The sequence below is a fragment of the Vibrio sp. 1069 genome (assembly GCF_033340555.1).
On record NZ_JAWOWP010000001.1, the window covers coordinates 108,934 to 134,229 of the forward strand.

Sequence of the window (25,296 nt, forward strand, 5' to 3'; positions counted from 1 at the left end):
TTAGTCCTCCGCTAGTGGTTTGAAGCGTCGTAGCTCAGTGAGGCGGTAACCTGTGTAAGTACCTAGTAATAGAATACCGGCCAGAACAATCAACTGTAGACCAATGAAGTTAAAGGTTAAGTGTTGAATGTATGAGTTCGTCATTGCAAGGTAAACTAATACCGCTGTCAGCAATGAACCACCACCTTGCAGAGCAACTTCCTTCGCACCTTCTTCTTCCCATAGGATTGACATACGTTCAATCGTCCAAGACAAGATTATCATAGGGAAGAAGGTAATTGTTAGGCCTTCCGTTAAGCCCATCTTAAACGCAACAACGGTGAACACCGAGATGATCATGATAACGGTAATAATGACCGCAGATATCCTTGCTACCAGCAATAAGTTCAACCTAGACAAATAGCTTCGAATAATCAGGCCTGTACCTACAATTAGCAAGAAACCGACAATACCCGTTAATAGTTGAGTTTGAACAAAAGCAACGGCAATCAACACAGGCATGAAGGTACCGGATGTTTTCAGGCCGATAATCACACGCAAGAACACAACGATCAGAGCACCAATAGGGATGAGCATGATGGTTTTGAACATCGCTTGCTCTTCCAAAGGTAAGCTATGAATTGAAATATTCAGTAATCCATCTGCTTCTATTTTGTTGTTTGTAGCTTGTTGTGGTGTCATTTCTTGCTTAATCATCGAGAAATGCACTTGGCTATTTTTACCACCAACAAGGTCAAGTAAGGATACGTTTGATTCATCCCACACTAACAAGTTGGGTTTCACTGCTTTTTGTTCGGATTTTGGCGAAAACAGTACCCAATCTTTACCTGACCAAACCTGAACCATTGGTTGAATTGTTTGGCGTCGACGACCATCTTCTAGTTCGATAACACCGACGGTTTTGCTTTGTATACCTGCGGTAAGCAAAATATTATGCAGTGCATCAGTACGGCTGAAATCGTTCAGTAGTAGCGACGAGTTTTGGCTATCTGGGTCATTAAGCGCTTTGATAAGCTCACGAGTAAACGTCACATTATCGGCTGAGCGACTCATCGCACGTTCGATAAGGGCATTTGCCGCTGCTGCTTGTGGTGCTGATAGCGTTGGTGGCGTAATGTCTTCCGTTGGCGGTAAAGGAGTGACTTTAGCCTGAGGGTCTACTAAGAACTGGGCTTTGTAGTATATGGTTTGTGGCCCTTGAGCTTGGCGAATTGACCATTCTGCACGACGGCCTGAATCGTCATTGATGTAGGAAACGCCATAACCTGATGAGGAAGCAGATTCACCGATAAGTGTGTAACCACTTTGTGTATGAGGTGCTGCAAGTGACGCTTTTACTTCGTTGCCGTTAGCATTGAACTCAATACGAGCTTCTACATCCCATACCTGGCGAGTTTCGCCTGGCGTCCAAGGCACGCCGTAGTTTTCATGTCTGAAAACACTCAGAGCAATGCCCGCAATCACCAATAAGATGATAGAAAGGTAAAACGGTATTTTTGACGTCATAATCTACCTTATTATTTTTTATCTTCGTCCGTTTGGATATAGGTACGACTTACATCGACAAGTGCTATGTCGCGCATAAATTCTCTACCCAGTAAAATAGGATGGTTCATATGTGAGCGATCTGCCAACGTAAATTGCGCTTTTTCATGAATTTTTCCAACGCGCACCCAAAGTTCTACCACAGCGCGGCGTTCTAACTCTTCACTGGTAACCTGGCGGATTTTGACGTAGCGAATGACAGGAGCTTCGATCCAAGTACTTTTCTCTTCTTCGGATTTACTGGTGTCTGCTAAGTGGAATCGGACCCATTTTTTGCCATTTCTTTCGAACTCTTCAATATCAACGGCATTTAAAGACGACGTCGCGGCACCAGTGTCGATACGTGCATCAAAAGTTTGCTTAATCGACTCTACAGTGACCTTTTCGATAGAGCCAAGGACAATATCGTGAGTTGGGGTTGGTTCCACAGGAGCGGGAGATTGGACAATAATCGGCTCTTTCGGTTTTTTTACTTCTGCCATTGCTTCATCGCGAAATGTAAGAAGTTCAACCTGTAGTTTATCGACTTGTTCTTCAAGGCTGTCGATATAGTCCGATTGGTTGCTGAGCTGTAGCTCTAGGTTGGTAATGCGATTATTGACATTCGCTTCTGAATTTTGAATCGCCGCTAACGTTTCTTGGTGGTACTGTTCGCCTTTGGTTAGTGAGCATCCAGATAGTAAGGCGATGGCAACAATCGGGGTCAATCGTAATAACATTGAAAACCTTGGGATTGGATTAAGTTGTTTATTTTTTAGGAGTTTAGCTTATATCGATAAAGCCTCACAAGTAAGAATGTTTCTCTATTACTTATTGTTTGAGGAATAGTGATGAAAAGCCAAAAATCAAGGACATAAAAGCGCATCCTTATTTAGAGCGTGCTTATATTTTGACGTGAAAAATGGATTCAAAAATCAAACTCGCTCATTACGAGGAAAGAGGGTAATGTCTTAACTCGTAAAATGAGTTAAGACAATGTCAGGAATCTCAGCGAATTATGATTTGCGAGCGACAAGAACCGCGCGGCGAGGGGCAGGGTAGCCTTCTACAGTCTTGCTTGGGTCGTTCGGATCTAAGTAGTCAGGTAGAGAGTTATGCGTCATCCAATCTGTGGTACGTTGTTCATCTACGGATGTGATGTTTTCATCAACGATACGAACATCTTCAAAACCGACCAATTCTAACCACACTTTTAGGGCTTTTGCTGAAGGGAAGAAATAGACATTACGCATTTGCGCGTAACGAGAAGTCGGGACCAGTACTGCATTCTCATCACCTTCAATCACGAGTGTTTCCAATACGAGTTCACCACCAGATACCAATTGATCTTTTAGTTGCACTAAATGATCGAGAGGCGAGCGGCGATGGTAAAGCACGCCCATGCTGAATACCGTATCGAACGCTTCTAACTTAGGTAGTTGTTCAATACCCAATGGCAATAGGTGTGCACGTTGGTCATCGCCCATTAGTTTACGAATTGCTTCGAACTGAATTAGAAACAGGTGAGATGGATCGATACCGACAGTTAAGCGTGCACCTTCGCCTAGCATGCGCCACATGTGGTAGCCGTTACCACAACCTACATCGAGTACGCTGCGATTTTTTAATGGTGAAATATGCGGAAGCACGCGGTCCCATTTCCAATCACTGCGCCACTCAGTATCAATATGGATGCCGTGTACGTTGTATGGGCCTTTGCGCCAAGGATGGAATGTACGAAGTAAGCTTTCTAGCTTTTTAAGTTCCCCTTGAGGCATGGGCTCATTGTTTGAAATCGTGACAGAATCAACAATGTTGATGTTGTCCGGTCTACCCGCTGGGATTTTGTTCAGGGCTTTCAACCAGCGACCAAAGTCACCGTGCTCTGCATTTTGCCAATCCGTTAGCTGTTGTGGAAGCACATTAAGCCAAGGTTGAAGACGGGTGTCTTGGGCAATCAATTGGTAGAAATTTGCAAAGTTAAACATAGTTAGTTAATCGCTGAGTTGATGGGTATAAATTATTAACAAAAGCCGAAATCGGTATGGTTCAGGCTTTGTATGCATGGTCTATTTAATCGCGAACATGGAGCCGAAGTTAAAGCATTGGAACCAAACATCGTAGCTAGAAAAGCCAATTTTAGCGAAACGCTCTTTATGTTCTTTCTTTGAATCTGGGCGCATTACGTTTTCTATCGCGCTGCGCTTTTGGCTGATTTCTAGTTCGCTATAACCATTCGCACGTTTAAAGTCGTGGTGAAGGTCAATTAACAGTTCGTTCGAAACTTCATCTTCGAAGACGAATTTCTCCGATAGAATCAAAATGCCGCCTGGACGCAGGCCTGCGTAAATTTTCTCGAGCAAGGAGTAACGATCTTCTGGAGAGAGGAATTGCAAAGTGAAGTTCAACACCACCACTGACGCGTTTTCAATTTCGATATTGCGAATGTCTGCTTCTACTACATCCACAGGAGTGTCACTGCGGTAAGCGTTGACGTGAAGTTTACAACGCTCAACCATCGCAGGAGAGTTGTCCACTGCGATGATTTGGCAACCTTCTTGTTTGATATGGCGACGCATAGACAATGTTGCAGCACCCAAAGAACAGCCAAGGTCATAGATGTTTGAGTGAGGTTTTACAAAACGCTCTGCCAGCATACCGATTGCAGAAATGATATTGCTGTAACCCGGTACCGATCGTTGAATCATGTCAGGAAATACTTCCGCTACGCGTTCATCGAACGTGAAATCCCCAATTTTATCGATTGGAGCCGAAAAAATAGTATCTGGATTGCTCTTAGGGTTCATAACTAAGTCTCTGCATACAAGCCGCCTGAAAATGTCAGGCACCAAAAAAGGCGCGTATTTTATGGGAATTTCGCGCCTCTGTCATGTGTTGCGTTAGAACATCTGTAACTGCGAGTTGCCATCGTCAGCTGGGAAAGGTGATAACTCAGGGAGTGTGATACGCTTTTGTATGTCTTTATATAGGTTTGCGGCCAACTCTGGCGCAATTATATTGTCTGCGGTATGGATCATGACATATGGCTGTTTACCTTCGGCAATCCATTGTGGCAACTTGTTGAGCCATGGTTTAAAAAACTCGTAATTTTGTTGTTCTTCTGGATGACCAATAAAGCGAATCAAAGGATGTGAAGCGGTAGCAATGGCGTGAACAGGGACTCGTGGTTTTTTCATTTGTGCATCAATAATCGCCTCATTGTCGGGCTTAGCGGCAAAGACTGGGCGGCTATCCATAATAATGCGGTCAATATTATTCTCTACTAACCATTGGTTAAGTGCTCGCTCTTCTTCGCCTTTGGAGAAAAATGCCATATGGCGAACCTCAACACCGAGAGGGAAGTTAGGTGGAAAGCTCGCGCAGAACTTTTTCAGTCGATCAAGGTGCTCAGGACCAAATGCGGCTGGTAATTGAATTGTCCATTGGCCTACACGGTCATGCAAAGGCTCCATGACTTTCATGAAGTCTCTCAGTTGTTCGCTGCAACCTCTTAGCATTTGCTCATGAGTAATGGCTTTAGGAAGTTTGAAAGTAAAGCGAAAATCATCGTGGGTTGCGGCTCTCCAGTTTTGCACTGTATTGAGCGTCGGTGTGGCATAAAATGTCGTGTTGCCTTCCACGGTATGAAACACTTGCGCATACCTTTCTAAACGTTCAGCGGGCTTTGTCCCGCTGCCGTAAAAACTTTGTTGCCATTGATTGTGCGACCACATCGTCAATCCAAGTCGAAGAGGTAAGTTATCCATTATTCTTTACTGCTTGCTACTCGTGTGAATACTTTACGAGAGTTTTGCTGAAATAGGTAATTTCACGCTATAATCCTCCCCAATTTTTTCGCTTTGGTGCGCTTTTGAACATTTGTTGTACTAAAAAGCACCAGTGAATGATAAAACACACGTAATTGTATGTTGAGTAGTCGATTTTCGTGGACATTCAGCGTATAACTGAATCTTTACTCTGCTTAGCAATGAGGCTGACAGAGCGTAGTTAACAACATTTGAGAGATTGGGAATTTCATTATGCGTACCCATTACTGTGGTCACCTGAACAAGTCCCTTGCAGGACAAACTGTAGAACTTTGCGGCTGGGTTAACCGTCGTCGTGATTTAGGCGGTCTTATTTTTATTGATATGCGAGATCGCGAAGGTATCGTTCAGGTAGTTGTTGATCCAGATATGGCGGATGCGTATGAAGTGGCGAACACACTTCGTAATGAATTCTGTATCAAACTAACGGGTGAAGTGCGCGTTCGCCCAGAGAGCCAAGCAAACAAAGACATGGCAACAGGTGAAGTTGAGATCCTTGCGAAAGGTCTTGAAATCATCAACCGTTCTGATGTTCTGCCTCTAGACTTCAACCAAAAGAACTCTGAAGAGCAGCGCCTGAAGTACCGTTACCTAGATCTACGTCGTCCAGAAATGAGCGACCGCATCAAGCTACGAGCTAAAGCGTCTAGCTTTGTTCGTCGTTTCCTAGATGACAACGGTTTCCTAGACATCGAAACACCAGTCCTAACAAAAGCGACTCCAGAAGGCGCTCGTGACTACCTAGTACCTAGCCGTGTTCACAAAGGCAGCTTCTACGCGCTTCCTCAGTCTCCACAGCTATTCAAACAACTTCTAATGATGTCTGGTTTTGACCGTTACTACCAAATCGTTAAGTGTTTCCGTGATGAAGACTTGCGTGCTGACCGTCAACCAGAATTCACTCAGATCGATATCGAAACGTCATTCATGACGGCTGACCAAGTTCGTGCAACGACTGAGAAAATGGTTCGTGAAATGTGGCAAGAGCTACTAAACGTTGACCTAGGTGAATTCCCAGTAATGCCGTTCAGCGAAGCGATTCGTCGTTTCGGTTCTGACAAGCCAGACCTACGTAACCCACTGGAACTAGTAGACGTTGCTGACCTAGTGAAAGACGTTGAGTTCAAAGTATTCTCAGGTCCAGCAAACGACGAAAAAGGCCGCGTTGCCGTTATTCGCGTTCCAGGTGGTGCTTCTCTGACTCGTAAGCAAATTGATGGCTACGGTGAATTCGTTGGCATCTACGGTGCGAAAGGTCTAGCTTGGATGAAGGTTAACGACCGTGCAGCGGGCATGGAAGGTATCCAATCTCCAGTCGCTAAGTTCCTAAATGAAGACGTGATCAACGGCATTCTAGATCGTACTCAAGCGGAATCTGGTGACATTATCCTATTTGGCGCTGATAAAGCGGGCATCGTTGCAGAAGCAATGGGTGCGCTACGTTTGAAACTAGGTAAAGACCTAGAGCTAACGGATGAGTCTGCATGGGCTCCACTATGGGTTGTTGACTTCCCAATGTTCGAAGAAGATGACGAAGGCAACCTACACGCGATGCACCACCCATTCACATCGCCTCTAGGTGTGACTGCAGAAGAGCTAAAAGCAAACCCAGCTGCGGCAAATTCTAACGCTTACGATATGGTTCTAAATGGCTACGAAGTGGGCGGCGGCTCTGTTCGTATCCACAACGCAGATATGCAAGAAGCCGTATTTGATATTCTAGGCATCACACCTGAAGAGCAACAGCTTAAGTTCGGCTTCCTGCTTGATGCGCTGAAATTCGGTACGCCTCCACATGCTGGTCTTGCATTTGGTCTAGACCGTCTAGTAATGCTGCTATGTGGTACAGAGAACATCCGTGATGTTATCGCGTTCCCTAAAACAACAGCAGCGGCGTGTCTACTAACAGACGCACCAAGTATTGCGAACCCAGCAGCGCTAGAAGAGCTAGCAATCGCAGTAACTGCAGCGAAAGAAAAAGACGCAGAATAAGCGCACAACATTTGAAGAAAACTCCCGCAACTGCGGGAGTTTTTGTTTAAATAAACCCAAGAAACTTCCAAAGCAATTTCCCAAGCAACGCTTTTAGAACATGTTTTGTTATTAAGCGTCAAAATACATTAAAAGGTGAATTATGGCTGGTCATAGTAAATGGGCGAATATTCGTCACCGTAAAGCAGCGCAAGATGCGAAGCGCGGCAAAATTTTTACTAAATTAATCCGTGAAATCGTTGTTGCGGCAAAAGAGGGGGGCGGTGAGCCAGAAAATAACCCACGTTTGCGAGCAGCAATTGATAAAGCACTGTCTAACAACATGACACGTGACACTGTCAACCGCGCTGTCAGCCGAGGTGCTGGTGGTGAAGGCGACGACAACATGGAAACCGTGATCTATGAAGGTTATGGTCCAGGTGGTACGGCGGTCATGGTTGAATGTATGACGGATAACCGAAATCGTACGGTATCTGGCGTACGCCATGCATTCTCAAAGTCAGGCGGTAATCTGGGGACGGATGGTAGCGTCAACTATCTTTTCGACAAGAAAGGCGTGATTTCATATGGCCCAGGTTTAGATGAGGATGCGGTAATGGAAGTGGCATTAGAAAGTGGTGCTGATGACATTGAAACGGCAGAAGATGGCTCGATTGATGTCTACACGGCCCCAGGCGACTTTGGACTCGTAAAAGATGCCCTTGATGCCGCAGGTTTTGAGGCAGAGAACGCGGAGGTGTCGCTGATCCCATCTACGAAAGCAGATTTGGACGCGGATACTGCGCCAAAACTACTTCGTTTGATTGACGCTTTGGAAGATCTGGACGACGTTCAAGAGGTTTATCACAATGGTGATATCTCTGACGACGTTGCGGCTACGCTAGATTAAACTCAAGGTGTCGGGAGCGGTATTTGCTCCGAAGTTAGCAAGTAATAATAAAAAGACTGAGGCCGAATTAGGCCTCATTTTTAGGAACATTCATGTCAATTATTTTGGGCATTGACCCAGGTTCGCGCATTACCGGCTATGGGGTCATTCGTCAAAATGGACGCCACTTGCAATACCTTGGTAGTGGCTGCATTCGTACTTCAGAAAAAGAACTTCCGGGTCGGCTTAAACAGATTTATGCAGGCGTCACGGAAATCATTACCCAGTTTCAACCGGACGTTTTCGCGATCGAGCAAGTGTTTATGGCCAAAAACGCGGATTCAGCGCTAAAACTTGGCCAAGCTCGTGGCAGTGCAATTGTTGCTGCGGTGAATGCGGAGTTGCCGGTATTTGAATACGCGGCTCGTCTTATTAAGCAAGCTGTCGTCGGCACTGGTGGCGCGGACAAAGCGCAAGTTCAGCATATGGTTCAGCAGATGCTTAAATTGCCCGCCAAGCCTCAAGCGGATGCAGCCGATGCTTTAGGTGTGGCGATTTGTCATGCCAATACTAACAAGACTCTCGTTGCGTTAGCGGGCAAAGCAACCAGTGCCAGAAAAGGGCGCTACCGTTAAAATTAACTGGATGTCTATCCAGTTCTTTATTATCCTGTCGCAAATTCATTTCCAAAGAGTATTTATAGTGATTGGACGTCTTCGTGGCATACTGATTGAAAAACAACCACCTGAAGTATTAATTGAAGTTAATGGCATTGGCTATGAAGTCCAGATGCCAATGAGCTGTTTTTACGAACTGCCAAATGTTGGCGAAGAAGCCATTATTTATACTCACTTTGTTGTCCGTGAAGATGCGCAATTGCTATACGGTTTCAACACAGTAAAAGAACGAGCACTTTTCCGTGAAGTGATCAAAGCCAATGGCGTTGGTCCTAAACTCGGTCTTGGTATTCTCTCTGGTATGACAGCAACGCAATTTGTTACTTGTGTGGAACATGAAGACGTTTCTACGCTGGTTAAGCTTCCAGGCGTTGGCAAGAAAACCGCAGAGAGATTGGTTGTTGAAATGAAAGACCGCTTGAAAGGGTGGGGCGCTGGCGATCTATTTACACCATTTACGGATGCTGCTCCTGCGGATTCTAGTGCGACATCCAACAACGCGGAAGAAGAAGCAATCAGTGCGCTTCTAGCTCTAGGTTACAAGCCGACTCAAGCGTCGAAAGTGGTATCTCAGATCGCTAAACCGGACATGAGCAGTGAGCAAATGATCCGTGAAGCTCTAAAATCAATGGTGTAACGCTGGTTGCACAGTGAACATTTGTTCAAGATAACTCATTCTCTAAGGTTAATGCCAATCGCTTAACGATGTTTTTTGTGTCATTCCAGCGAGCCTGGCGAGACTGGGAATCTAATAGCAGCACGCTGAGCGGTTAATGAAACAATTTGACCATAAATCGCTCGGATAGAAGATCCTGTATCACGCTCCTTCGTCGCTGTACAGGATGACGAGATATAGAAATATGCCACTTGCTGTTAAACGAGCGGCATTATTCTTTCAGGTAACCATTTTTCAAGGTAAAAAGATGATTGAAGCCGATCGTTTAATCGCGCCAGAAAACCCTGCCTTTCGTGATGAAGATGTCATTGATCGTGCTATTCGGCCAAAAAAATTAGCGGATTACCAAGGTCAGGACCATGTCCGTGACCAAATGGAGATCTTCATTAAAGCTGCTCAGTTACGTAGCGAAGCACTTGATCACCTTTTGATTTTTGGTCCCCCAGGTTTGGGTAAAACCACACTTGCGAACATCGTTGCCAATGAAATGGAAGTGAACATTCGCACTACTTCAGGCCCTGTACTTGAGAAAGCAGGCGATTTGGCCGCGCTGTTAACCAACCTCGAAGAAAACGATGTGTTGTTCATCGATGAGATTCACCGCTTGAGCCCGATGGTTGAAGAGGTGCTGTATCCGGCGATGGAAGATTATCAACTGGATATTATGATCGGTGAAGGTCCGGCCGCTCGTTCTATTAAGATCGATTTACCACCATTTACGTTAATTGGTGCGACGACCCGAGCGGGCTCTTTAACGTCACCATTGCGCGACCGCTTTGGTATTACTCAGCGCCTTGAGTTTTATAAGATAAAAGACCTCCAAGATATCGTGCAGCGAAGCGCGGATTGTTTAGGTTTATCAATGGAACCTGAAGGTGCATTGGAAGTGGCAAGACGTGCGCGTGGCACACCACGTATTGCTAACCGTTTGCTACGTCGTGTTCGTGATTATGCGGAAGTAAAAGGCAATGGTCACATTTGTGCCGATGTTGCCGATAAGGCGTTGAATATGCTTGATGTGGACGCCGAAGGCTTCGATTACATGGACCGTAAGCTACTACTCGCGATTATGGAAAAATTTGGTGGTGGTCCGGTCGGGCTCGACAACATGGCAGCGGCGATAGGTGAAGAAAAGGACACTATTGAAGACGTTCTTGAACCTTATCTTATTCAGCAAGGTTATTTACAACGCACTCCGCGTGGAAGAATCGCGACAGATCGTGCGTATTTGCATTTCGGAATTGAAAAATAAGATTCCCTCGCTGGGCCGTTGTTGCCCAGCGCTTCATTAAAGTTGACCAAACTCACATTTTTTGAATTTTTTCTCATACTGGTTTAGTAAGTAAAAAGCATTGATTGTTAACTCGATGTTTGCTTGCAACTGGTTAATTTCTCTCCTGATTACTCTCTCTTAACATCCGTATCCAATACTGGTTGATCTAGATCAATGTGATGGATTTTTGTGCAAATTCCGCGCATAAACATTGATGTATATCAAAGCGCGTTACGGCTATAAACCTTTTGAAACAATCTGTTTTTACAAGTAATATTAGCCCCAGCTATATTAGCTGATGCTTAACAATTAACTAACCAATGAAGCACATTTTTGCAACAATGAGTTGTGATAATTCAACATTTTTCAAGTGTAAATAACACCTGAATATGGATTGCAATATGTAGAGAGTGTCATTCAGCCGACACATAGGAGTTACCATGATTGACGTAGTTGATCTATCGCGGTTGCAGTTTGCACTGACAGCGATGTATCACTTCCTATTCGTACCATTGACCCTTGGTATGGCCTTCCTTCTGGCCATTATGGAATCGATGTACGTAATGACGAACAAGCAAATCTATAAGGACATGACCAAGTTCTGGGGTAAGCTATTCGGTATTAACTTTGCACTTGGTGTGGCGACAGGCCTTACCATGGAGTTCCAGTTTGGTACGAACTGGTCTTACTACTCCCACTATGTAGGTGATATCTTCGGTGCACCGCTAGCGATCGAAGCACTTGTCGCATTCTTCCTGGAGTCAACTTTTGTTGGTCTATTCTTCTTCGGGTGGGATCGTCTATCTAAACGCCAACACTTAGCGGTTACCTGGCTTGTGGCACTAGGCTCTAACTTCTCTGCTCTTTGGATTCTTATCGCAAACGGCTGGATGCAAAACCCAGTAGGCGCAGATTTCAACTTCGAAACCATGCGAATGGAAATGGTGAGCTTCTCTGAGGTTGTACTAAACCCAGTTGCTCAGGTTAAGTTCGTGCATACGGTTGCTTCTGGTTACACTTGTGGCGCAATGTTTATTCTAGGCATCAGTTCATACTACCTATTAAAAGGTCGTGACATTGCGTTTGCTCGTCGTTCGTTTGCTATTGCTGCTTCTTTCGGTATTGCAGCTATCTTATCTACCATCGTTCTTGGTGACGAATCTGGCTACGAGCTTGGTGAAGTTCAAAAAGTGAAACTCGCTGCAATTGAAGCAGAGTGGCACACTGAACCTGCACCTGCCGCATTTACGTTATTTGGTGTTCCTAACCAGGAAACGATGCATACCGATTACGCAATTAAGATCCCTTACGTAATGGGTATTATCGCGACACGTTCTTTTGATGAGCAAGTAACAGGTCTTCGTGATTTACGTGATGAACACGTCGATCGTATTCGTGACGGCATGTACGCTTATGAACTTCTAGAGAAGCTTCGTGCGGGCGATAAGTCAGAAGAAAACATGACTGCGTTTGATGAAGTGAAAGGTGACCTAGGTTACGGTCTACTTCTAAAACGCTACACAGACAATGTTGTTGATGCAACAGAAGAGCAAATCCAAGCTGCTGCGGACGACTCAATCCCAACAGTATGGCCGCTATTCTGGTCATTCCGTATCATGGTTGCTTGTGGCTTCATCATGTTGTTTGTCTTTGGTGCGGCGTTTATCCAAACGTGTCGTCAGAAGATTGAGCAGAAACAATGGATTCTAAAAGCTGCACTATTTAGCATTCCACTACCTTGGATTGCAATTGAAGCGGGTTGGTTCGTCGCTGAGTACGGCCGTCAACCTTGGGCTGTAGGTGAAATTTTACCAGTGCATGTTGCAGCTTCTGCACTAACTGCAGGTGAAATCTGGACTTCACTCTTCGCAATTCTGGCGCTATACACGGTATTCCTGATTGCAGAAGTTTACCTAATGTTGAAATTCGCTCGTAAAGGTCCAAGTAGCCTGAAAACGGGTCGCTACCACTTCGAGCAAAATGCTGACTCTGTTGAAGACAAAGTTAGTCGCCAAGTAGAAGCGTAAGGTAAGGAGATAACAAGATGTTTGATTACGAAATCTTGCGACTCATCTGGTGGGTACTAATCGGTGTTCTACTAGTTGGTTTTGCAGTAACAGACGGCTTCGATATGGGTGTAGGCGCGCTTGTACCTATCATCGGTAAAAACGACACGCAACGCCGTGTCATGATTAACTCAATTGCTCCTCACTGGGATGGTAACCAAGTTTGGCTTATCACTGCTGGTGGTGCACTGTTCGCAGCTTGGCCTTTGGTTTACGCAACGTCATTTTCAGGCTTCTACTTAGCGATGATTTTGACACTAGCAGCGCTATGGCTTCGTCCTCTGGGCCTAGACTACCGTTCTAAAATCGAAGATCCAAAATGGCGCAATACCTGGGATATCTGTATCTCAATCAGTGGTTTTGTTCCGCCAATCATCTTTGGTGTAGCGTTTGGCAACCTTCTACAAGGTGTACCATTCCAATTGAGTGAGTTCTTGATGCCAACATACCATGGCTCATTCTTTGGTCTACTAAACCCATTTGCACTGTTGTGTGGTCTAGTAAGCTTGTTCATGATTTTGATGCAAGGTTCTACTTGGCTACAAATGAAAACAACAGGCGAAGTGCATGTGCGTGCGCGCAACGTTGCTCAGTTGGCTGGTTTACTGACGGTTGCTGCGTTTGTAGCGGCTGGTTTCTGGATCCAAAATATCGATGGTTACGTCATTGTTGGCGGTATCGACACTAACGCTGCTTCTAACCCTCTAAACAAAGAGGTTATCCGTGAAGCTGGTGCGTGGATGAAGAACTTTGAAAACTACCCACTACTATGGGCTGCTCCTGTATTAGGTGTTGCAATGCCGCTTCTCGCTGTATTGGCATCTCGTCTTGAAAAATGTGCGATTTCGTTCATTACTTCAAGCTTGGGTGTTGCTGGTGTTATCTTTACTGCAGGTTTTGCGATGTTCCCATTCATCATGCCTTCAGACTTAATGCCAAGCCACAGCTTAACAATGTGGGATGCAACGTCATCTGAGCTGACTCTGAACCTAATGACAGGCGTTGCGTTTGTTATGGTGCCAATCATCCTTGGCTACACATCTTGGACTTACTACAAGATGTTTGGTCGCCTTGATGACCAGTACATTGAAGACAACAAAAACTCACTTTACTAAGGAGCATTTACTATGTGGTATTTCGCATGGATTCTAGGTGTACTACTTGCTTGTGCATTCGGTATCATCAACGCTCTTTGGCTAGAGCACTCAGAAATGATGGATAAAGACAGTGAGTAACCTCGCTGATAAGGTAGCGAAACTTCACGCACCAATGGATAAGACTCTGCTACGAGTCTTATCTCTCATCCTTGGCTTTATGCACGTAGGATTGGTGATGTGGGACCCTGAAGCTTACCATCAAGCAATTGGTGGTTTTAACTCAATCATCGCACCAGCACTGATTTGGTCTGTATGTTCAAGCATGGTGTATGGGGTGGGCTTCAAGCCAAGAAACTGGTACTGGCAAGTTTTGTTTAGTCCTTATTTCTCGTTAGCTATCTTAATTTATCTAACGGCACTTTATTTCATTTAGGCTGAAATATGCTGTAATAAAGTCGGTTACTAAATCATCGAATAAAAGCTAGGTATCTCGCCTAGCTTTTATTTTTTCTACAAATTTCAAAAATATTTCATTAGCTCGGTACCAATTGCTGTCGCTTCAGTTATAGTAATTACTTTAAAGAATTGAATATATTGGTACTCCCTTGCAAGGCACATCAAATCTCTTTCACTGGCCGATCACTGTTTACTATGAAGACACTGATGCGGGCGGTGTTGTATATCATTCTAATTATCTAAAATTCTTTGAGCGCGCACGGACAGAGATGTTACGTGCTAAAGGCATTTCTCAACATGTGTTACTGGAACAAAATATCGGCTTTGTTGTCCGACACATGGATATCGATTTCAACCAAGGCGCTAAGCTGGACGAGCATCTGACAGTCGTAACCCGAGTGTCAGAAATAAAACGTGCTTCTCTGCAATTCTGTCAAGAGTTGGTCAATGATCAAGGCAAGATATTGTGCAAGGCCTCGGTTAAGGTAGCATGTATCGATAATAAGAAAATGAAACCAATAGCTATTCCAACCTTTATAAATTCGGAGCTAACAAATAGTGACTGCTGATATTTCCATTTTAGATCTCTTTCTTCAGGCCAGTCTGTTGGTAAAGCTTGTGATGCTGACGTTGCTTGGCATGTCAATTGTGTCATGGGCAATGATCATCAAGCGCAGCAAAGTGCTTTCTCAAGCGTCAAAAAATGCAGAGCAGTTTGAAGACAAATTTTGGTCGGGTACTGATCTTTCTCAGCTTTACCAAAAAGTAAAAGCGCGTAAAGACGAAATTGAAGGCACAGAAGAAATCTTCTACGCAGGTTTTACAGAGTTTGCTCGCCTACGTAAGAGCAACGCAAATTCACCAGCTTACATCATGGAAGGCACTGGCCGCGCAATGCGCGTTGCTGTTTCTCGTGAAGTAGATGAGCTAGAAACAAGCTTACCGTTTTTGGCAACAGTCGGTTCTATAAGCCCTTATATCGGCCTATTTGGTACCGTTTGGGGCATCATGCACGCCTTTATTGCGCTGGGTGAAGTAAAGCAAGCTACGTTGTCTATGGTTGCACCGGGTATCGCCGAGGCACTTATCGCGACAGCGATGGGGCTATTTGCGGCTATTCCGGCAGTAATGGCGTACAACCGCCTAAGCAATAAAGTGAGTAAACTAGAGCACACTTACGCAACATTTTCTGAAGAATTCCACAGCATCCTTCATCGTCAAGCGATGGCTGGCCGAGACAGCGCGGATAAGGAATAAAGCATGGCGGGTTATCAACCTAAAAAGCGAAAAATGACAGCGGAGATCAACGTTGTTCCGTATATCGACGTAATGCTCGTACTGTTGATCATTTTTATGGCGACCGCTCCATTTGTGACTCAAGGCGTCGACGTTGATCTTCCGAAAACATCGACCGCAGAATCTATGCAAGACCTTGCTGGCGAGACTGACAGTAGCTTTATTATCATCGAAATTGATAGCGAGGGTAATTTAGGCCTAAGCGTAAATGATGAAGAAGTTCAGCGAGGTTTGTCGTTGCAAGATGTTATTGTGCGAGTGAAAGCGGAGCGAGAGGTTAAGCCGGATTCACCAGTTGCGGTAGGTGGCGACGCGGCAACACCATATGCCGATGTTGTTCTATTGCTAGATGAACTAAGTCGAGCTGGTATCCCTAAGGTAGGTCTAATGACCGATATCAGGGAATAGACATCAATTATCTATGAAAGATCACAAGAAGAAACCCAACCAATACGCCAAACCGATAGCAATATCGGTTGGTTTGCATGCAATTCTAGTTGCAGCCCTGCTTTGGGGGACGGACTTCAACATGTCTAAACCAGAGCCTACAGGGCAAATGGTTCAAGCTGTTGTCATCGATCCAAAACTTGTGCAGCAACAAGCGAAAGAAATTCGCCAGCAACGCGAAAAGGCAGCGAAAAAAGAACAAGAGCGTCTTGATAAACTGAGACGCGAAGCAGAGCAGCTAGAAAAAAACCGCAAAGCTGAAGAAGAGCAAATTCGCAAGTTGAAAGAGCAGCAAGCGAAAGATGCTCAAGCGGCGCGAGAAGCAGAAGCTGCACGTAAGAAAAAAGAGCAAGAGCGCAAGCAGGAAGAAGAACGTGTTCGCAAAGAAAAAGAGCGAGCTGCTAAGCTAGAAAAAGAGCGCAAGGAAAAAGAAGAAGCCGTGCGTAAAGCTGAGCAGGAGCGTTTAGCAAAAGAAGCGGCTATAGCAAAAGCTGAGCAAGAACGTTTGGCTCGTGAAAAAGCAGCAAAAGAAGCGGAAGAAAAAGCACGTCGTGAGCGTGAAGCTGCTGAAAAAGCTGAACAAGAGCGCATTGCAAAAGAGAAAGCGGCAAAAGAGGCAGCTGAGCGAGAGCGTAAAGCGAGAGAAGCAGCTGAGCGTGCCGAGCGTGAGCGTAAAGCTCAAGAAGCCGCGTTAGATGATATTTTTGCGGGTCTCGAGGATGAGGTCAGTAAAAACAGTGCTGCGCGCAATCAATTTATTGACGACGAACTTTCTCGTATGTCATCCATCTATACTCAAAATATTCAGCAAAAGCTGATTAAGGATGACTACTTGCTGGGAAAGGAGTGTAGGGTAAACATCAAATTGATTCCGACAGGAACTGATATGATGGTCTCTGGTGTTACCGTTTTGAGTGGCGATACTCGAGTATGTGCTGCGGCGAAGCGAGCAATAGCTCAGGTAGGGACGTTCCCTAAATCTTCAGAATCAGCGGTCAATGAAAGACTAAAAGACATCAACATAACTGTTGCTTTGGACTAAAAGGAATAAGACGTGATTAGACGCCTTTTACTAGGAATGTTTGTACTGTTTAGCAGTATGACAAATGTGGCGAATGCCGCATTAGAGTTGGTCATTACCGATGGTATTGATTCAGCACGACCAATTGCTGTTGTTCCGTTTAAGTGGGAGGGCACACAAGCGCTTCCAACGGATGTTTCTGCTGTTATCGCCTCGGATTTACAACGTAGTGGTAAATTCAGCCCAGTTCCAACGAGCAAAATGCCACAAACACCGTTCAGTGAATCAGAAGTTAATTTTGATGCTTGGACCAATTTAGGTGTGGATGCGCTATTGACTGGTTCAATCAAGCAAAACGACCAAGGTGACTACGTTATCAACTATCAACTTGTTGATATTGTGCGTGGTCAGTTAACAGGTGGGAAGAGTAAGGCGCTTGGTAGTGACGGTGAATTGGTTCTGTCAAAAGATCATGTGCTGTTCAATAAAGTAGCCACTGTTCAAGGGCCTCGTATGCGTGAGTACGCTCACCGTATCTCTGATTTGGTGTATGAACAGTTAACTGGCGACCGTGGCGCTTTCATGACTCGTATTGCATATGTGGTAGTGAACGATAAAGACCGTTTCCCTTACCAACTTCGAGTCGCTGATTACGATGGCTACAATGAGCGTCTGGTTTTACGTTCTAAGCAACCATTAATGTCACCAGCGTGGTCACCAGATGGTAAAAAGCTTGCGTATGTTAGCTTCCAAAATGGCCAAGCAGAAATCTTCATCATGAACATCTACACCGGTGAACGTGAGAAAATTACTTCATACCCACGTCACAATGGTGCGCCAAGATTTTCGCCAGATGGCAATAAGTTAGCGATTGTTCTTTCTAAAACAGGCTCGCTTCATGTTTATACGTTTGACCTTAACACTCGTAAGCTGACGCAAATTACGCGTGGCAGATCAAATAATACGGAACCGTTCTGGCATCCGGATGGAAAATCGTTGATTTTCACATCGGATAGGGGTGGTAAACCACAGATTTATCAAGTAAATTTGGGCAGCGGTTCTATTGACCGTTTGACTTGGCAAGGCAGCCAAAATTTGGGTGGTCAGATTACTCCTGATGGGCGATTCCTAGTTATGGTGAACCGCAGCAACGCAGGATTTAATTTGGCGAAACAAGATTTGGAAACTGGTGCTCTTCAAGTCTTAACTAAGACCTTGCTTGATGAGTCTCCTAGTATTGCCCCAAACGGTGGCATGGTTGTGTATAGCTCGATTTACAACAAGAAAAACGTACTATCGATGGTGTCAATTGATGGTCGATTCAAAGCTAGATTACCGGCAACAAATGGGCGTGTTCGAGCGCCTGCATGGTCACCGTTTTTGTAGTAATAAGTTTGATTAATAAAGGAAAATAAGATGCAACTGAACAAGGTTCTAAAAGGGCTACTAATCGCGCTTCCTGTAATGGCTGTTACAGCGTGTAGTTCAAGCGACGACGCTGCTTCTAACACTGGTGCAGCAACAAACAACAATGGCGCAGTGGAAACAACAGTAGCTACGCCAATTGATCAAAGCGGTCAGTTGACAGAGCAAGAGCTAAAAGAGCAAGCGCTACGTGAAACTCAAACAATCTACTTTGCTTTTGACAACTCAACAATTGCAGCAGATTACGAAGAGATGCTAGCGGCTCACGCTTCTTACCTAAGCAAGAACCCAGCACTTAACGTAACTATCGAAGGTCACGCTGATGAGCGCGGTACACCTGAGTACAACATTGCTCTAGGTGAGCGTCGTGCACAAGCAGTAGCGAACTACCTACAAGCACTAGGTGTTCAAGCTGACCAAATCTCAATCGTTAGCTACGGTGAAGAGAAGCCACTTCTTCTAGGTCAATCAGATGAAGTTTACGCTAAGAACCGTCGCGCGGTTCTAGTATACTAATTCGAGGTAATCCTCATGTTCAGTAACACTAAGCGCGCTGTTGCGCTTACGTTACTGGCAAGTGCAGCGAACTTTGCGTTCGCTGCACCAGCTCCAGTATCCGATCTCAACAGCACATCATCCGTCTCTAAGAGCCGTTCATCTGAAACGGAAGTAGAGCGTCTAGAACGTTTGCTCCAAAACCGCAATCGCGTTCAGCTCCAAATGCAACAGCAAATTGACCAAATGTCGCAAGAGATCAGTGAATTGCGTGGTCAATTAGAGCGAAATAGCTACGAAATGAAACAAATGTTGCAACGTCAACGTGAGTTGTTTGTCGAGCTGGATCGTGTTCGTGGAGAGATAAAATCCACACCTGCACAAGAAGCACAACCTGTGAAAACAGGTGGCCAGTACACTCCAAATGTTGATGAGCAAACGGCATATCAGAATGCAGTTGACCTCATTCTCAAAAAGCGTGATTACACTGGCGCAATTGCAGCGTTCCAGCAGTTCCAGAAAGATTATCCTGATTCTACATATTCAGCGAATTCTCACTACTGGTTAGGTCAGTTGTACTTCGCTAAAAAGCAGGATGAGGATGCAGTGAAAAGTTTTGCCGCTGTTGTGTCTTATAAAGACTCCAACAAGCGAGCCGATGCGTTGCTTAAGTTAGGCGAAATCGCTGAGCGTAATAACAATGCAGCTCAAGCGAAAAAGTACTACCAACAAGTGGTTGATGAATACCCAGGTAGTGCATCTGCAAAACTTGCCAGCTCTAAGCTGTAAGACGTTATGTTTTGAAAAGGAAGCCTCGGCTTCCTTTTTCTTTTCCATTTTCTGTTGGTGCAGAACGGCTAAGTCGATAGCAATGATGCAGAGCCTCTGACCTTGTGTTGCACCGAATTTCGCTACTCGGAAATGCTACCTGTAACAAAGATATACGGCTAGACCGCTAGAAATCCCCGCGACAAGTTGGTTTTTGAAAATTAACGAGGTTACAATACTCGGATTAAAGGAAGTTGCGTAGAGCATGAGCAATGAGCCATATATTAGATAAAATCGACACTGTTTACCCATTCCCACCGAAACCAGTTCCATTAAGCGAAGAAGAAAAAGCATCTTACATTGAGCGTATTAAAAAGTTACTCAAAGAAAAAGATGCGGTACTTATCGCGCACTATTATACCGACCCTGAGATTCAAGCCCTAGCTGAAGACACTGGCGGGTTTGTTGGTGACTCGTTGGAAATGGCGAAGTTTGGTAATCGTCACCCTGCAAGTACATTGATTATTGGTGGTGTTCGCTTTATGGGCGAGTCGGCCAAAATTCTGACACCAGAAAAGCGCATTCTAATGCCAACGTTGGAAGCGGAATGTTCGCTCGACCTTGGCTGTCCTGCGGATAAGTTCAGCGAGTTTTGTGATGCTCACCCTGATCATACGGTTGTAGTTTACGCAAACACCTCAGCAGCGGTTAAAGCCCGTGCCGACTGGGTCGTTACATCGAGTATTGCGCTTGAAATCGTGGAACACTTAGACGCTGAAGATAAGCCAATTATTTGGGGACCAGACCGTCACCTAGGATCGTACATCGCTAACAAAACTGGCGCAGATATGCTGCTTTGGCAGGGTGAGTGTGTGGTTCATGATGAGTTCTCTGCTGATGCGCTACGAAAAATGAAGAGCGTGTATCCAGATGCGGCTATTTTGGTTCACCCTGAGTCACCAGCAAGCGTCGTAGAACTTGCCGATGCCGTTGGATCAACGAGTCAGCTGATCAAAGCAGCGAAAGCGCTTCCTCACAAACAAATGATCGTTGCGACAGACAAAGGCATTTTCTTTAAAATGCAGCAACTTGTGCCAGAGAAAGAACTTATCGAAGCGCCAACCGCAGGTGCAGGCGCAACATGTCGCAGCTGTGCACACTGTCCTTGGATGGCAATGAACGGTTTGAAAGCAATTGAGAAAGCGCTTAGTGAAGGTGGTGAAGAGCACGAGATTTTTGTTAACGAAGAACTGCGTGTTAAATCCCTTATCCCGCTTAACCGCATGCTAGATTTTGCTGAGCAGCTAAATATGCAAGTGAAAGGTAATGCTTAAAAAGTAGGCGTAACTGAAAGTAAATCTCAAAAACCAGCCGAATATGGCTGGTTTTTTTGTGTCTTACTATCAATGAGTTACTATTGATGCAATCAATGAATATCGAGGTCATAAATTTATGGCGGTGTGGTTAGTAGTTAAAAAGTGGCTTAGTTCCCACCTTTTTAAATTGAGCAACCGAAGCCTTCTCATCTTTAGTGGCTTATATGTGAGCCTTTCATGGTGGCTGCTGGTTCTCGCTGGTGAAACAGCATTAACAGACAGTTTCGCTAACTTTATCTATTACCTCATGGTTACGGCGAGTACGGTGGGTTATGGCGACCATTCTCCAGTAACAGATTTGGGTAAATGGGTTGTCGTACTATTTGTAATCCCCGGCGGTTTGAGCTTATTCGCCGCATTATTGGGGCGTGTCGCTGGAGCAGCGATGGACTATTGGCGAGCGGGTATTTTAGGAAAACGGAGAGTAAGAGTGGAAAACCATATTGTATTGTTGGGCTGGAATGGATCGAGAACGATGCACCTTATTCGCATGTTACAACATGAAGAAGAGGGAAAGCGTCCGATTGTTTTATGCAGCCGTTCAGAAATAGAGAACCCGTTACCTGGCGAAATCAGTTTTATCAAAGTGACCAGTTATACCGATTCGCAAGAAATGAAAAACGCCAATATTGCCGAAGCCGCTTGCATTATTGTGGATAATCTCTCGGACGACATTACCTTGTCAGCCGCTCTATACTGCGCATCTGTAAACCCTTCCGCTCATTTGGTCGCTTACTTTAAAGATGAAGCGCTAGGCCGACTTCTAAGTCAGCATTGCCCGAAAGCGGAATGCATACCTGCTGTTGGCGCAGAAATGTTGGCAAAAGCGGCGGTTGACCCGGGCTCAAGTGCGCTTCATCAGGAGCTTTTGGCTTCAACACGAGGTATGACGCAATACTCAGTTATTTATCCTGAGGGGCAGTCTGCCACCACTATTGAGAATCTCTTCGTTTTTCTCAAAAGACGCCATCATGCCACGCTGATTGCTTTTGATATTGGCGATGGTATTCAACTCAACCCAGATTTAGATGCTGAAGTACCCGCGAGTACCAAGCTGTTTTACATTGCAGATGAACGTATTGAAGATTTTGCCTGGAAAGAAATGAACAAGGAACAATAATGCACATGATTGCTGGCCTGTTAGCAGGCTTCCCAAACTTTTTACTCTATTTCTCTGTTTCTATTATTTTTGTATTGGCGTTTAAGTTCATCTACGTCAAGTTGACGCCATACGATGAGTGGCATCTGATCAAAGAAAAACAAAATACAGCAGCAGCGATTGCGCTAAGTGGGGCCTTCCTTGGTTACTGTCTCGCGATTTCGGGGGCGGCAAAAAACTCAGTCAATATCGTCGATTTTATGGTTTGGGGCGTTGTTGCAATGCTTGCTCAAATTATTGCATTTGCAATTGTACGCTTTATTTTACTTCCGAAAGTGGCAGAGCGTATCGAAAAAGATGAACTGCCAGCCGGTATTGTATTAGCAGCAGTTTCTGTTTCGGTTGGCGTATTGAATGCCGCGTGCATGACCTACTAGGAGGAACGATGAAGCGGAGTTCTAACGTTAAACGTTCTTCCATGGACAAAAGCTTAAAGCTTGGGAAAATTCTTCCCTTTGCTGCCTTTGGTGGTATTTTCTTCTTTGCTACGTACGAGTCAAAAACAGAAGGGTACATTTTTTCTGATGCTGATGAGTGTAAATCTAACTCGCCTGAGTTTAGTGAACAGTGTGACATTGCATACCAAGAAGCTTTAGCTCGTGCCGAACAAAATGCCCCTCGCTACCGCAGCGAGTTCGAATGCGAGAATGATTTCTACGAGGATGATTGTTACTACAGTTCCAGTTCCCGAGCTTATGTACCTAACTTTGGCGGTTTTTTTTACAGTCGCTCATTAAGCGGATTGAAAGGTTATAACAAGAGCTATTACTCAGAGCCGATGTACCGTTATAAATCCAAATTCTATAATGGAGCAGGACAATTCTTTGGCTCCTACCGAAACCAGCCGACCAAAGTTGCGACTAATAGCCTTAATAAACGTGGTGGCGGCACCATTGGCAGGGCGATGTCTCGAGGCGGGTTTGGTAAAGCGGTGTCGGTCAGTCGAGGCGGTTAAAAAGCACTATGTTTCGACGAGAAATACAAGAGCGCGAAAACTGGCGCGAATTAGCACGCCAGTTTGGTTTTGGTTTCCATACCATGTATGACCAACCGTATTGGGATGAGAGTGCTTACTATCAATTCACGCTTGAGCAAATTGAGCGCGATATAGAAGCGCCCACTGAAGAGCTGCATCAGATGTGCCTGGCTATTGTGGATGAAGTCGTTCGGAGTGAGTGGTTGCTGACGCAATGTGCGATCCCTGAATCTATGTGGGAGCAGGTCGCTTCTTCATGGAGACGAAGCGAACCTTCGCTTTATTCGCGGCTGGATTTCGCGTACAACGGGACCTCGCCAGCAAAATTACTGGAAAACAATGCGGATACGCCAACCAGCTTGTTTGAAACTGGCTTTTGGCAGTGGGTGTGGCTAGAAGATGTTGTAAATAAAGGTCGAGTTCACCGTAGCGCGGATCAATTCAATATTCTTCAAGATTTTTTGATCGAGCGCTTTGCCGAAATAGCAAAATACCAACCAGGACAAACACTTCACTTTAGCTGCTGCAAGTACACTGAAGAAGATAAAGGGACTGTCCAGTATTTAGAGGATTGCGCGCGAGAGGCAGGGTTAGCAACGGCATTCGTGCATGTCGAAGATATTGGAGTGACGGAAGATGGTCTGTTTGTGGATGCTGACGACAGAGCGATTCGTTGGATGTTTAAGCTTTACCCTTGGGAGTTTATGTTTGAAGAGGAATATGCGAAGTACTTAGCGACTGCGAACGTAAACTGGTTAGAACCGATGTGGAAGTCGATTCTATCCAATAAAGCACTTTTACCGTTATTGTGGGAGCGCTTTCCTAACCACCCGAACCTTTTGCCCGCTTATTTTGCTAACGATTCAAAAGCGAACACTATGAGAGATTATGTCATCAAGCCACTATTTTCTCGAGAGGGCGCGAACATCGAGATCGTCATCGATGGAAAACGTTTTGTTAAAACGTCAGGGCCTTATGAATCTCAATTCAATATCGTCCAGCAATACCATCCACTACCTAAGTTTGGGCAAAACCATACGTTAATTGGCAGTTGGTTGGTCAATGATAGAGCTGCCGGTATTTCGATTAGGGAAGACAGTAGCTTAGTGACTCAAGATATGGCGCGGTATATTCCACATGTAATTTTAACATGATCAAAAAAGCTCTCCATTTGGAGAGCTTTTTGTCTATTCAGCCGTTCAATCTTGATGGTCGACAGCGTTGCGTCTATTGTTCTTCAGCTAATGCAACACCGCGCTGGGTAAGACCACATAACATCACTGGCATTGCGTTGAAGATTTCCTCAAACTGCTCTAAGCCTTCCATACCTTGTTCGGCCAATGTTTCAATGGTTGTTTCTGGGTCGTAAAGCATAGTAAGAGAAAGTAAAACACCACCGAGTAGGGCATTATCTTCGCTATCCTCAGGCATCAACGTTTCCCAGTCATCACGCGCAAGTTGCCAGCCTTGTAATACACCTTCACAGAAATCGCGAGCCTGACTTGTTACAATGTCTTGCTCATCTAGCGCGCACCCTGCAGGCCACTGCCAAGTGCCTTCTAGGAGAGCGGGACGAGTTTGGTTCCACATTTGTACAATCTCGTCAATGTACTGCTCTAGTTGTTCACCGTCAGTAAATGGCGCTGTTTCTTCTCCACCCCATAAGAATGGTAACCACTCTTGAGGCATTAATACGTTTGGCGCTGCAGCCATCGCTGTTACAAAGCCTTGAGTTTTTGCTAGGTTTAGTAGTTTACCGTCAAGTTCTGGGAGAGAAAGGATGTCTTGTAGTTTCAAAATAGAATACCATTTGTTAATGGGCTGGTTGATTGCGCTCATCTTACCAATCAATTTGTGATAAATCGATATTAGGGAAT

Annotated in this window: 27 protein-coding genes; 21 read left to right on the forward strand and 6 right to left on the reverse strand. The window is 45.0% G+C overall.

The window, feature by feature from the left end:
- The 5 genes from R7040_RS00455 to R7040_RS00475 all read right to left on the reverse strand — a co-directional run bounded on the left by R7040_RS00455 (nucleotide 1) and on the right by R7040_RS00475 (nucleotide 5,291).
- A complete protein-coding gene (locus R7040_RS00455; RefSeq protein ID WP_005378389.1) occupies nucleotides 1-1,506 on the reverse strand; it encodes an inactive transglutaminase family protein in 1,506 nt (501 codons plus the stop codon).
- Nucleotides 1,507-1,517: 11 nt separating this feature from the next.
- Nucleotides 1,518-2,264, reverse strand: coding sequence for an ATP-dependent zinc protease (locus R7040_RS00460; protein ID WP_005378391.1), 747 nt, complete (start codon nucleotides 2,262-2,264; stop codon nucleotides 1,518-1,520).
- A gap of 276 nt (nucleotides 2,265-2,540) precedes the next feature.
- Complete coding sequence (gene cmoB / locus R7040_RS00465) at nucleotides 2,541-3,512, reverse strand: tRNA 5-methoxyuridine(34)/uridine 5-oxyacetic acid(34) synthase CmoB (protein ID WP_053307473.1); 972 nt, start codon at nucleotides 3,510-3,512, stop codon at nucleotides 2,541-2,543.
- Between the two features lie 81 nt (nucleotides 3,513-3,593).
- Nucleotides 3,594-4,331: a carboxy-S-adenosyl-L-methionine synthase CmoA gene (gene cmoA / locus R7040_RS00470; protein ID WP_017635063.1), complete on the reverse strand. Its 738-nt coding sequence runs from the start codon at nucleotides 4,329-4,331 to the stop codon at nucleotides 3,594-3,596.
- A gap of 93 nt (nucleotides 4,332-4,424) precedes the next feature.
- Entirely contained in the window at nucleotides 4,425-5,291 is an 867-nt protein-coding gene (locus R7040_RS00475; protein ID WP_064367988.1) for a DUF72 domain-containing protein, read from the reverse strand.
- 273 nt (nucleotides 5,292-5,564) lie between these two features.
- Here R7040_RS00475 and aspS point away from each other — a divergent pair, with 273 nt between their 5' ends.
- From aspS to R7040_RS00580, 21 genes are all read left to right on the forward strand, one after another.
- Nucleotides 5,565-7,343: an aspartate--tRNA ligase gene (aspS, locus tag R7040_RS00480; RefSeq protein ID WP_005378401.1), complete on the forward strand. Its 1,779-nt coding sequence runs from the start codon at nucleotides 5,565-5,567 to the stop codon at nucleotides 7,341-7,343.
- A gap of 142 nt (nucleotides 7,344-7,485) precedes the next feature.
- The gene (locus R7040_RS00485; RefSeq protein ID WP_005378402.1) at nucleotides 7,486-8,232 is read left to right on the forward strand and encodes a YebC/PmpR family DNA-binding transcriptional regulator; all 747 of its coding nucleotides are present in this window, start codon (nucleotides 7,486-7,488) and stop codon (nucleotides 8,230-8,232) included.
- A 92-nt stretch (nucleotides 8,233-8,324) separates the two neighbouring features.
- Nucleotides 8,325-8,846: a crossover junction endodeoxyribonuclease RuvC gene (ruvC, locus tag R7040_RS00490; RefSeq protein ID WP_005387909.1), complete on the forward strand. Its 522-nt coding sequence runs from the start codon at nucleotides 8,325-8,327 to the stop codon at nucleotides 8,844-8,846.
- 67 nt (nucleotides 8,847-8,913) lie between these two features.
- Nucleotides 8,914-9,525, forward strand: a complete 612-nt coding sequence (gene ruvA / locus R7040_RS00495; protein WP_017820041.1) for a Holliday junction branch migration protein RuvA — start codon at nucleotides 8,914-8,916, stop codon at nucleotides 9,523-9,525.
- Nucleotides 9,526-9,811: 286 nt separating this feature from the next.
- Nucleotides 9,812-10,816, forward strand: a complete 1,005-nt coding sequence (gene ruvB / locus R7040_RS00500; protein WP_005378312.1) for a Holliday junction branch migration DNA helicase RuvB — start codon at nucleotides 9,812-9,814, stop codon at nucleotides 10,814-10,816.
- Nucleotides 10,817-11,277: 461 nt separating this feature from the next.
- Nucleotides 11,278-12,864, forward strand: coding sequence for a cytochrome ubiquinol oxidase subunit I (gene cydA, locus R7040_RS00505; protein WP_005378311.1), 1,587 nt, complete (start codon nucleotides 11,278-11,280; stop codon nucleotides 12,862-12,864).
- A gap of 17 nt (nucleotides 12,865-12,881) precedes the next feature.
- Entirely contained in the window at nucleotides 12,882-14,018 is a 1,137-nt protein-coding gene (gene cydB / locus R7040_RS00510) for a cytochrome d ubiquinol oxidase subunit II (RefSeq protein ID WP_006742909.1), read from the forward strand.
- A 12-nt stretch (nucleotides 14,019-14,030) separates the two neighbouring features.
- Nucleotides 14,031-14,138 carry a cytochrome bd-I oxidase subunit CydX gene (gene cydX, locus R7040_RS00515; RefSeq protein ID WP_000270284.1) on the forward strand — a complete coding sequence of 36 codons (108 nt, stop codon included), beginning with the start codon at nucleotides 14,031-14,033 and terminating at the stop codon, nucleotides 14,136-14,138.
- Nucleotides 14,131-14,433: a cyd operon protein YbgE gene (gene ybgE / locus R7040_RS00520; RefSeq protein WP_005378304.1), complete on the forward strand. Its 303-nt coding sequence runs from the start codon at nucleotides 14,131-14,133 to the stop codon at nucleotides 14,431-14,433. The genes cydX and ybgE overlap by 8 nt, the downstream gene beginning before the upstream one ends.
- Before the next feature lie 172 nt (nucleotides 14,434-14,605).
- Nucleotides 14,606-15,025, forward strand: a complete 420-nt coding sequence (gene ybgC / locus R7040_RS00525) for a tol-pal system-associated acyl-CoA thioesterase (RefSeq protein ID WP_213967357.1) — start codon at nucleotides 14,606-14,608, stop codon at nucleotides 15,023-15,025.
- Nucleotides 15,015-15,713, forward strand: coding sequence for a protein TolQ (gene tolQ, locus R7040_RS00530; protein ID WP_005378301.1), 699 nt, complete (start codon nucleotides 15,015-15,017; stop codon nucleotides 15,711-15,713). Before ybgC ends, tolQ begins: the two co-directional genes overlap by 11 nt.
- Before the next feature lie 3 nt (nucleotides 15,714-15,716).
- Nucleotides 15,717-16,160 carry an ExbD/TolR family protein gene (locus tag R7040_RS00535; RefSeq protein ID WP_005378298.1) on the forward strand — a complete coding sequence of 148 codons (444 nt, stop codon included), beginning with the start codon at nucleotides 15,717-15,719 and terminating at the stop codon, nucleotides 16,158-16,160.
- A gap of 13 nt (nucleotides 16,161-16,173) precedes the next feature.
- Nucleotides 16,174-17,241: a cell envelope integrity protein TolA gene (tolA, locus tag R7040_RS00540; RefSeq protein WP_042522108.1), complete on the forward strand. Its 1,068-nt coding sequence runs from the start codon at nucleotides 16,174-16,176 to the stop codon at nucleotides 17,239-17,241.
- Nucleotides 17,242-17,253: 12 nt separating this feature from the next.
- On the forward strand, nucleotides 17,254-18,606 hold the full coding sequence (gene tolB, locus R7040_RS00545; RefSeq protein ID WP_005387925.1) for a Tol-Pal system beta propeller repeat protein TolB: 1,353 nt from the start codon (nucleotides 17,254-17,256) through the stop codon (nucleotides 18,604-18,606).
- Nucleotides 18,607-18,636: 30 nt separating this feature from the next.
- Nucleotides 18,637-19,161 (forward strand): peptidoglycan-associated lipoprotein Pal, encoded by a 525-nt coding sequence (gene pal / locus R7040_RS00550; protein WP_005378293.1) that lies wholly within the window; start codon nucleotides 18,637-18,639, stop codon nucleotides 19,159-19,161.
- A 15-nt stretch (nucleotides 19,162-19,176) separates the two neighbouring features.
- Nucleotides 19,177-19,929 (forward strand): tol-pal system protein YbgF, encoded by a 753-nt coding sequence (gene ybgF / locus R7040_RS00555; RefSeq protein WP_005378285.1) that lies wholly within the window; start codon nucleotides 19,177-19,179, stop codon nucleotides 19,927-19,929.
- 251 nt (nucleotides 19,930-20,180) lie between these two features.
- Nucleotides 20,181-21,242, forward strand: a complete 1,062-nt coding sequence (nadA, locus tag R7040_RS00560; protein ID WP_047100825.1) for a quinolinate synthase NadA — start codon at nucleotides 20,181-20,183, stop codon at nucleotides 21,240-21,242.
- A gap of 118 nt (nucleotides 21,243-21,360) precedes the next feature.
- Nucleotides 21,361-22,404, forward strand: a complete 1,044-nt coding sequence (locus R7040_RS00565) for a potassium channel protein (RefSeq protein ID WP_017635053.1) — start codon at nucleotides 21,361-21,363, stop codon at nucleotides 22,402-22,404.
- Nucleotides 22,404-22,820 (forward strand): DUF350 domain-containing protein, encoded by a 417-nt coding sequence (locus R7040_RS00570; protein ID WP_005378281.1) that lies wholly within the window; start codon nucleotides 22,404-22,406, stop codon nucleotides 22,818-22,820. Before R7040_RS00565 ends, R7040_RS00570 begins: the two co-directional genes overlap by 1 nt.
- An 8-nt stretch (nucleotides 22,821-22,828) precedes the next feature.
- On the forward strand, nucleotides 22,829-23,398 hold the full coding sequence (locus R7040_RS00575) for a DUF1190 domain-containing protein (protein ID WP_025766906.1): 570 nt from the start codon (nucleotides 22,829-22,831) through the stop codon (nucleotides 23,396-23,398).
- Nucleotides 23,399-23,406: 8 nt separating this feature from the next.
- Nucleotides 23,407-24,573 carry a glutathionylspermidine synthase family protein gene (locus R7040_RS00580; RefSeq protein ID WP_047100822.1) on the forward strand — a complete coding sequence of 389 codons (1,167 nt, stop codon included), beginning with the start codon at nucleotides 23,407-23,409 and terminating at the stop codon, nucleotides 24,571-24,573.
- 73 nt (nucleotides 24,574-24,646) lie between these two features.
- Here the strand turns inward: R7040_RS00580 and R7040_RS00585 are convergent, their stop codons facing one another.
- Nucleotides 24,647-25,258, reverse strand: coding sequence for a YecA family protein (locus tag R7040_RS00585; protein WP_005378278.1), 612 nt, complete (start codon nucleotides 25,256-25,258; stop codon nucleotides 24,647-24,649).
- Nucleotides 25,259-25,296 lie beyond the last annotated feature (38 nt).

Excerpts from the sequence above, each read along its gene's own strand:
- R7040_RS00455 (WP_005378389.1), bottom strand. The coding sequence starts at position 1,506 with ATGACGTCAAAAATACCGTTTTACCTTTCTATCATCTTATTGGTGATT.
- R7040_RS00460 (WP_005378391.1), bottom strand. The coding sequence starts at position 2,264 with ATGTTATTACGATTGACCCCGATTGTTGCCATCGCCTTACTATCTGGA.
- cmoB (WP_053307473.1), bottom strand. The coding sequence starts at position 3,512 with ATGTTTAACTTTGCAAATTTCTACCAATTGATTGCCCAAGACACCCGT.
- cmoA (WP_017635063.1), bottom strand. The coding sequence starts at position 4,331 with ATGAACCCTAAGAGCAATCCAGATACTATTTTTTCGGCTCCAATCGAT.
- R7040_RS00475 (WP_064367988.1), bottom strand. The coding sequence starts at position 5,291 with ATGGATAACTTACCTCTTCGACTTGGATTGACGATGTGGTCGCACAAT.
- aspS (WP_005378401.1), top strand. The coding sequence starts at position 5,565 with ATGCGTACCCATTACTGTGGTCACCTGAACAAGTCCCTTGCAGGACAA.
- R7040_RS00485 (WP_005378402.1), top strand. The coding sequence starts at position 7,486 with ATGGCTGGTCATAGTAAATGGGCGAATATTCGTCACCGTAAAGCAGCG.
- ruvC (WP_005387909.1), top strand. The coding sequence starts at position 8,325 with ATGTCAATTATTTTGGGCATTGACCCAGGTTCGCGCATTACCGGCTAT.
- ruvB (WP_005378312.1), top strand. The coding sequence starts at position 9,812 with ATGATTGAAGCCGATCGTTTAATCGCGCCAGAAAACCCTGCCTTTCGT.
- cydA (WP_005378311.1), top strand. The coding sequence starts at position 11,278 with ATGATTGACGTAGTTGATCTATCGCGGTTGCAGTTTGCACTGACAGCG.
- cydB (WP_006742909.1), top strand. The coding sequence starts at position 12,882 with ATGTTTGATTACGAAATCTTGCGACTCATCTGGTGGGTACTAATCGGT.
- cydX (WP_000270284.1), top strand. The coding sequence starts at position 14,031 with ATGTGGTATTTCGCATGGATTCTAGGTGTACTACTTGCTTGTGCATTC.
- R7040_RS00535 (WP_005378298.1), top strand. The coding sequence starts at position 15,717 with ATGGCGGGTTATCAACCTAAAAAGCGAAAAATGACAGCGGAGATCAAC.
- tolA (WP_042522108.1), top strand. The coding sequence starts at position 16,174 with ATGAAAGATCACAAGAAGAAACCCAACCAATACGCCAAACCGATAGCA.
- pal (WP_005378293.1), top strand. The coding sequence starts at position 18,637 with ATGCAACTGAACAAGGTTCTAAAAGGGCTACTAATCGCGCTTCCTGTA.
- ybgF (WP_005378285.1), top strand. The coding sequence starts at position 19,177 with ATGTTCAGTAACACTAAGCGCGCTGTTGCGCTTACGTTACTGGCAAGT.
- nadA (WP_047100825.1), top strand. The coding sequence starts at position 20,181 with ATGAGCCATATATTAGATAAAATCGACACTGTTTACCCATTCCCACCG.
- R7040_RS00565 (WP_017635053.1), top strand. The coding sequence starts at position 21,361 with ATGGCGGTGTGGTTAGTAGTTAAAAAGTGGCTTAGTTCCCACCTTTTT.
- R7040_RS00570 (WP_005378281.1), top strand. The coding sequence starts at position 22,404 with ATGCACATGATTGCTGGCCTGTTAGCAGGCTTCCCAAACTTTTTACTC.
- R7040_RS00575 (WP_025766906.1), top strand. The coding sequence starts at position 22,829 with ATGAAGCGGAGTTCTAACGTTAAACGTTCTTCCATGGACAAAAGCTTA.
- R7040_RS00580 (WP_047100822.1), top strand. The coding sequence starts at position 23,407 with ATGTTTCGACGAGAAATACAAGAGCGCGAAAACTGGCGCGAATTAGCA.
- R7040_RS00585 (WP_005378278.1), bottom strand. The coding sequence starts at position 25,258 with ATGAGCGCAATCAACCAGCCCATTAACAAATGGTATTCTATTTTGAAA.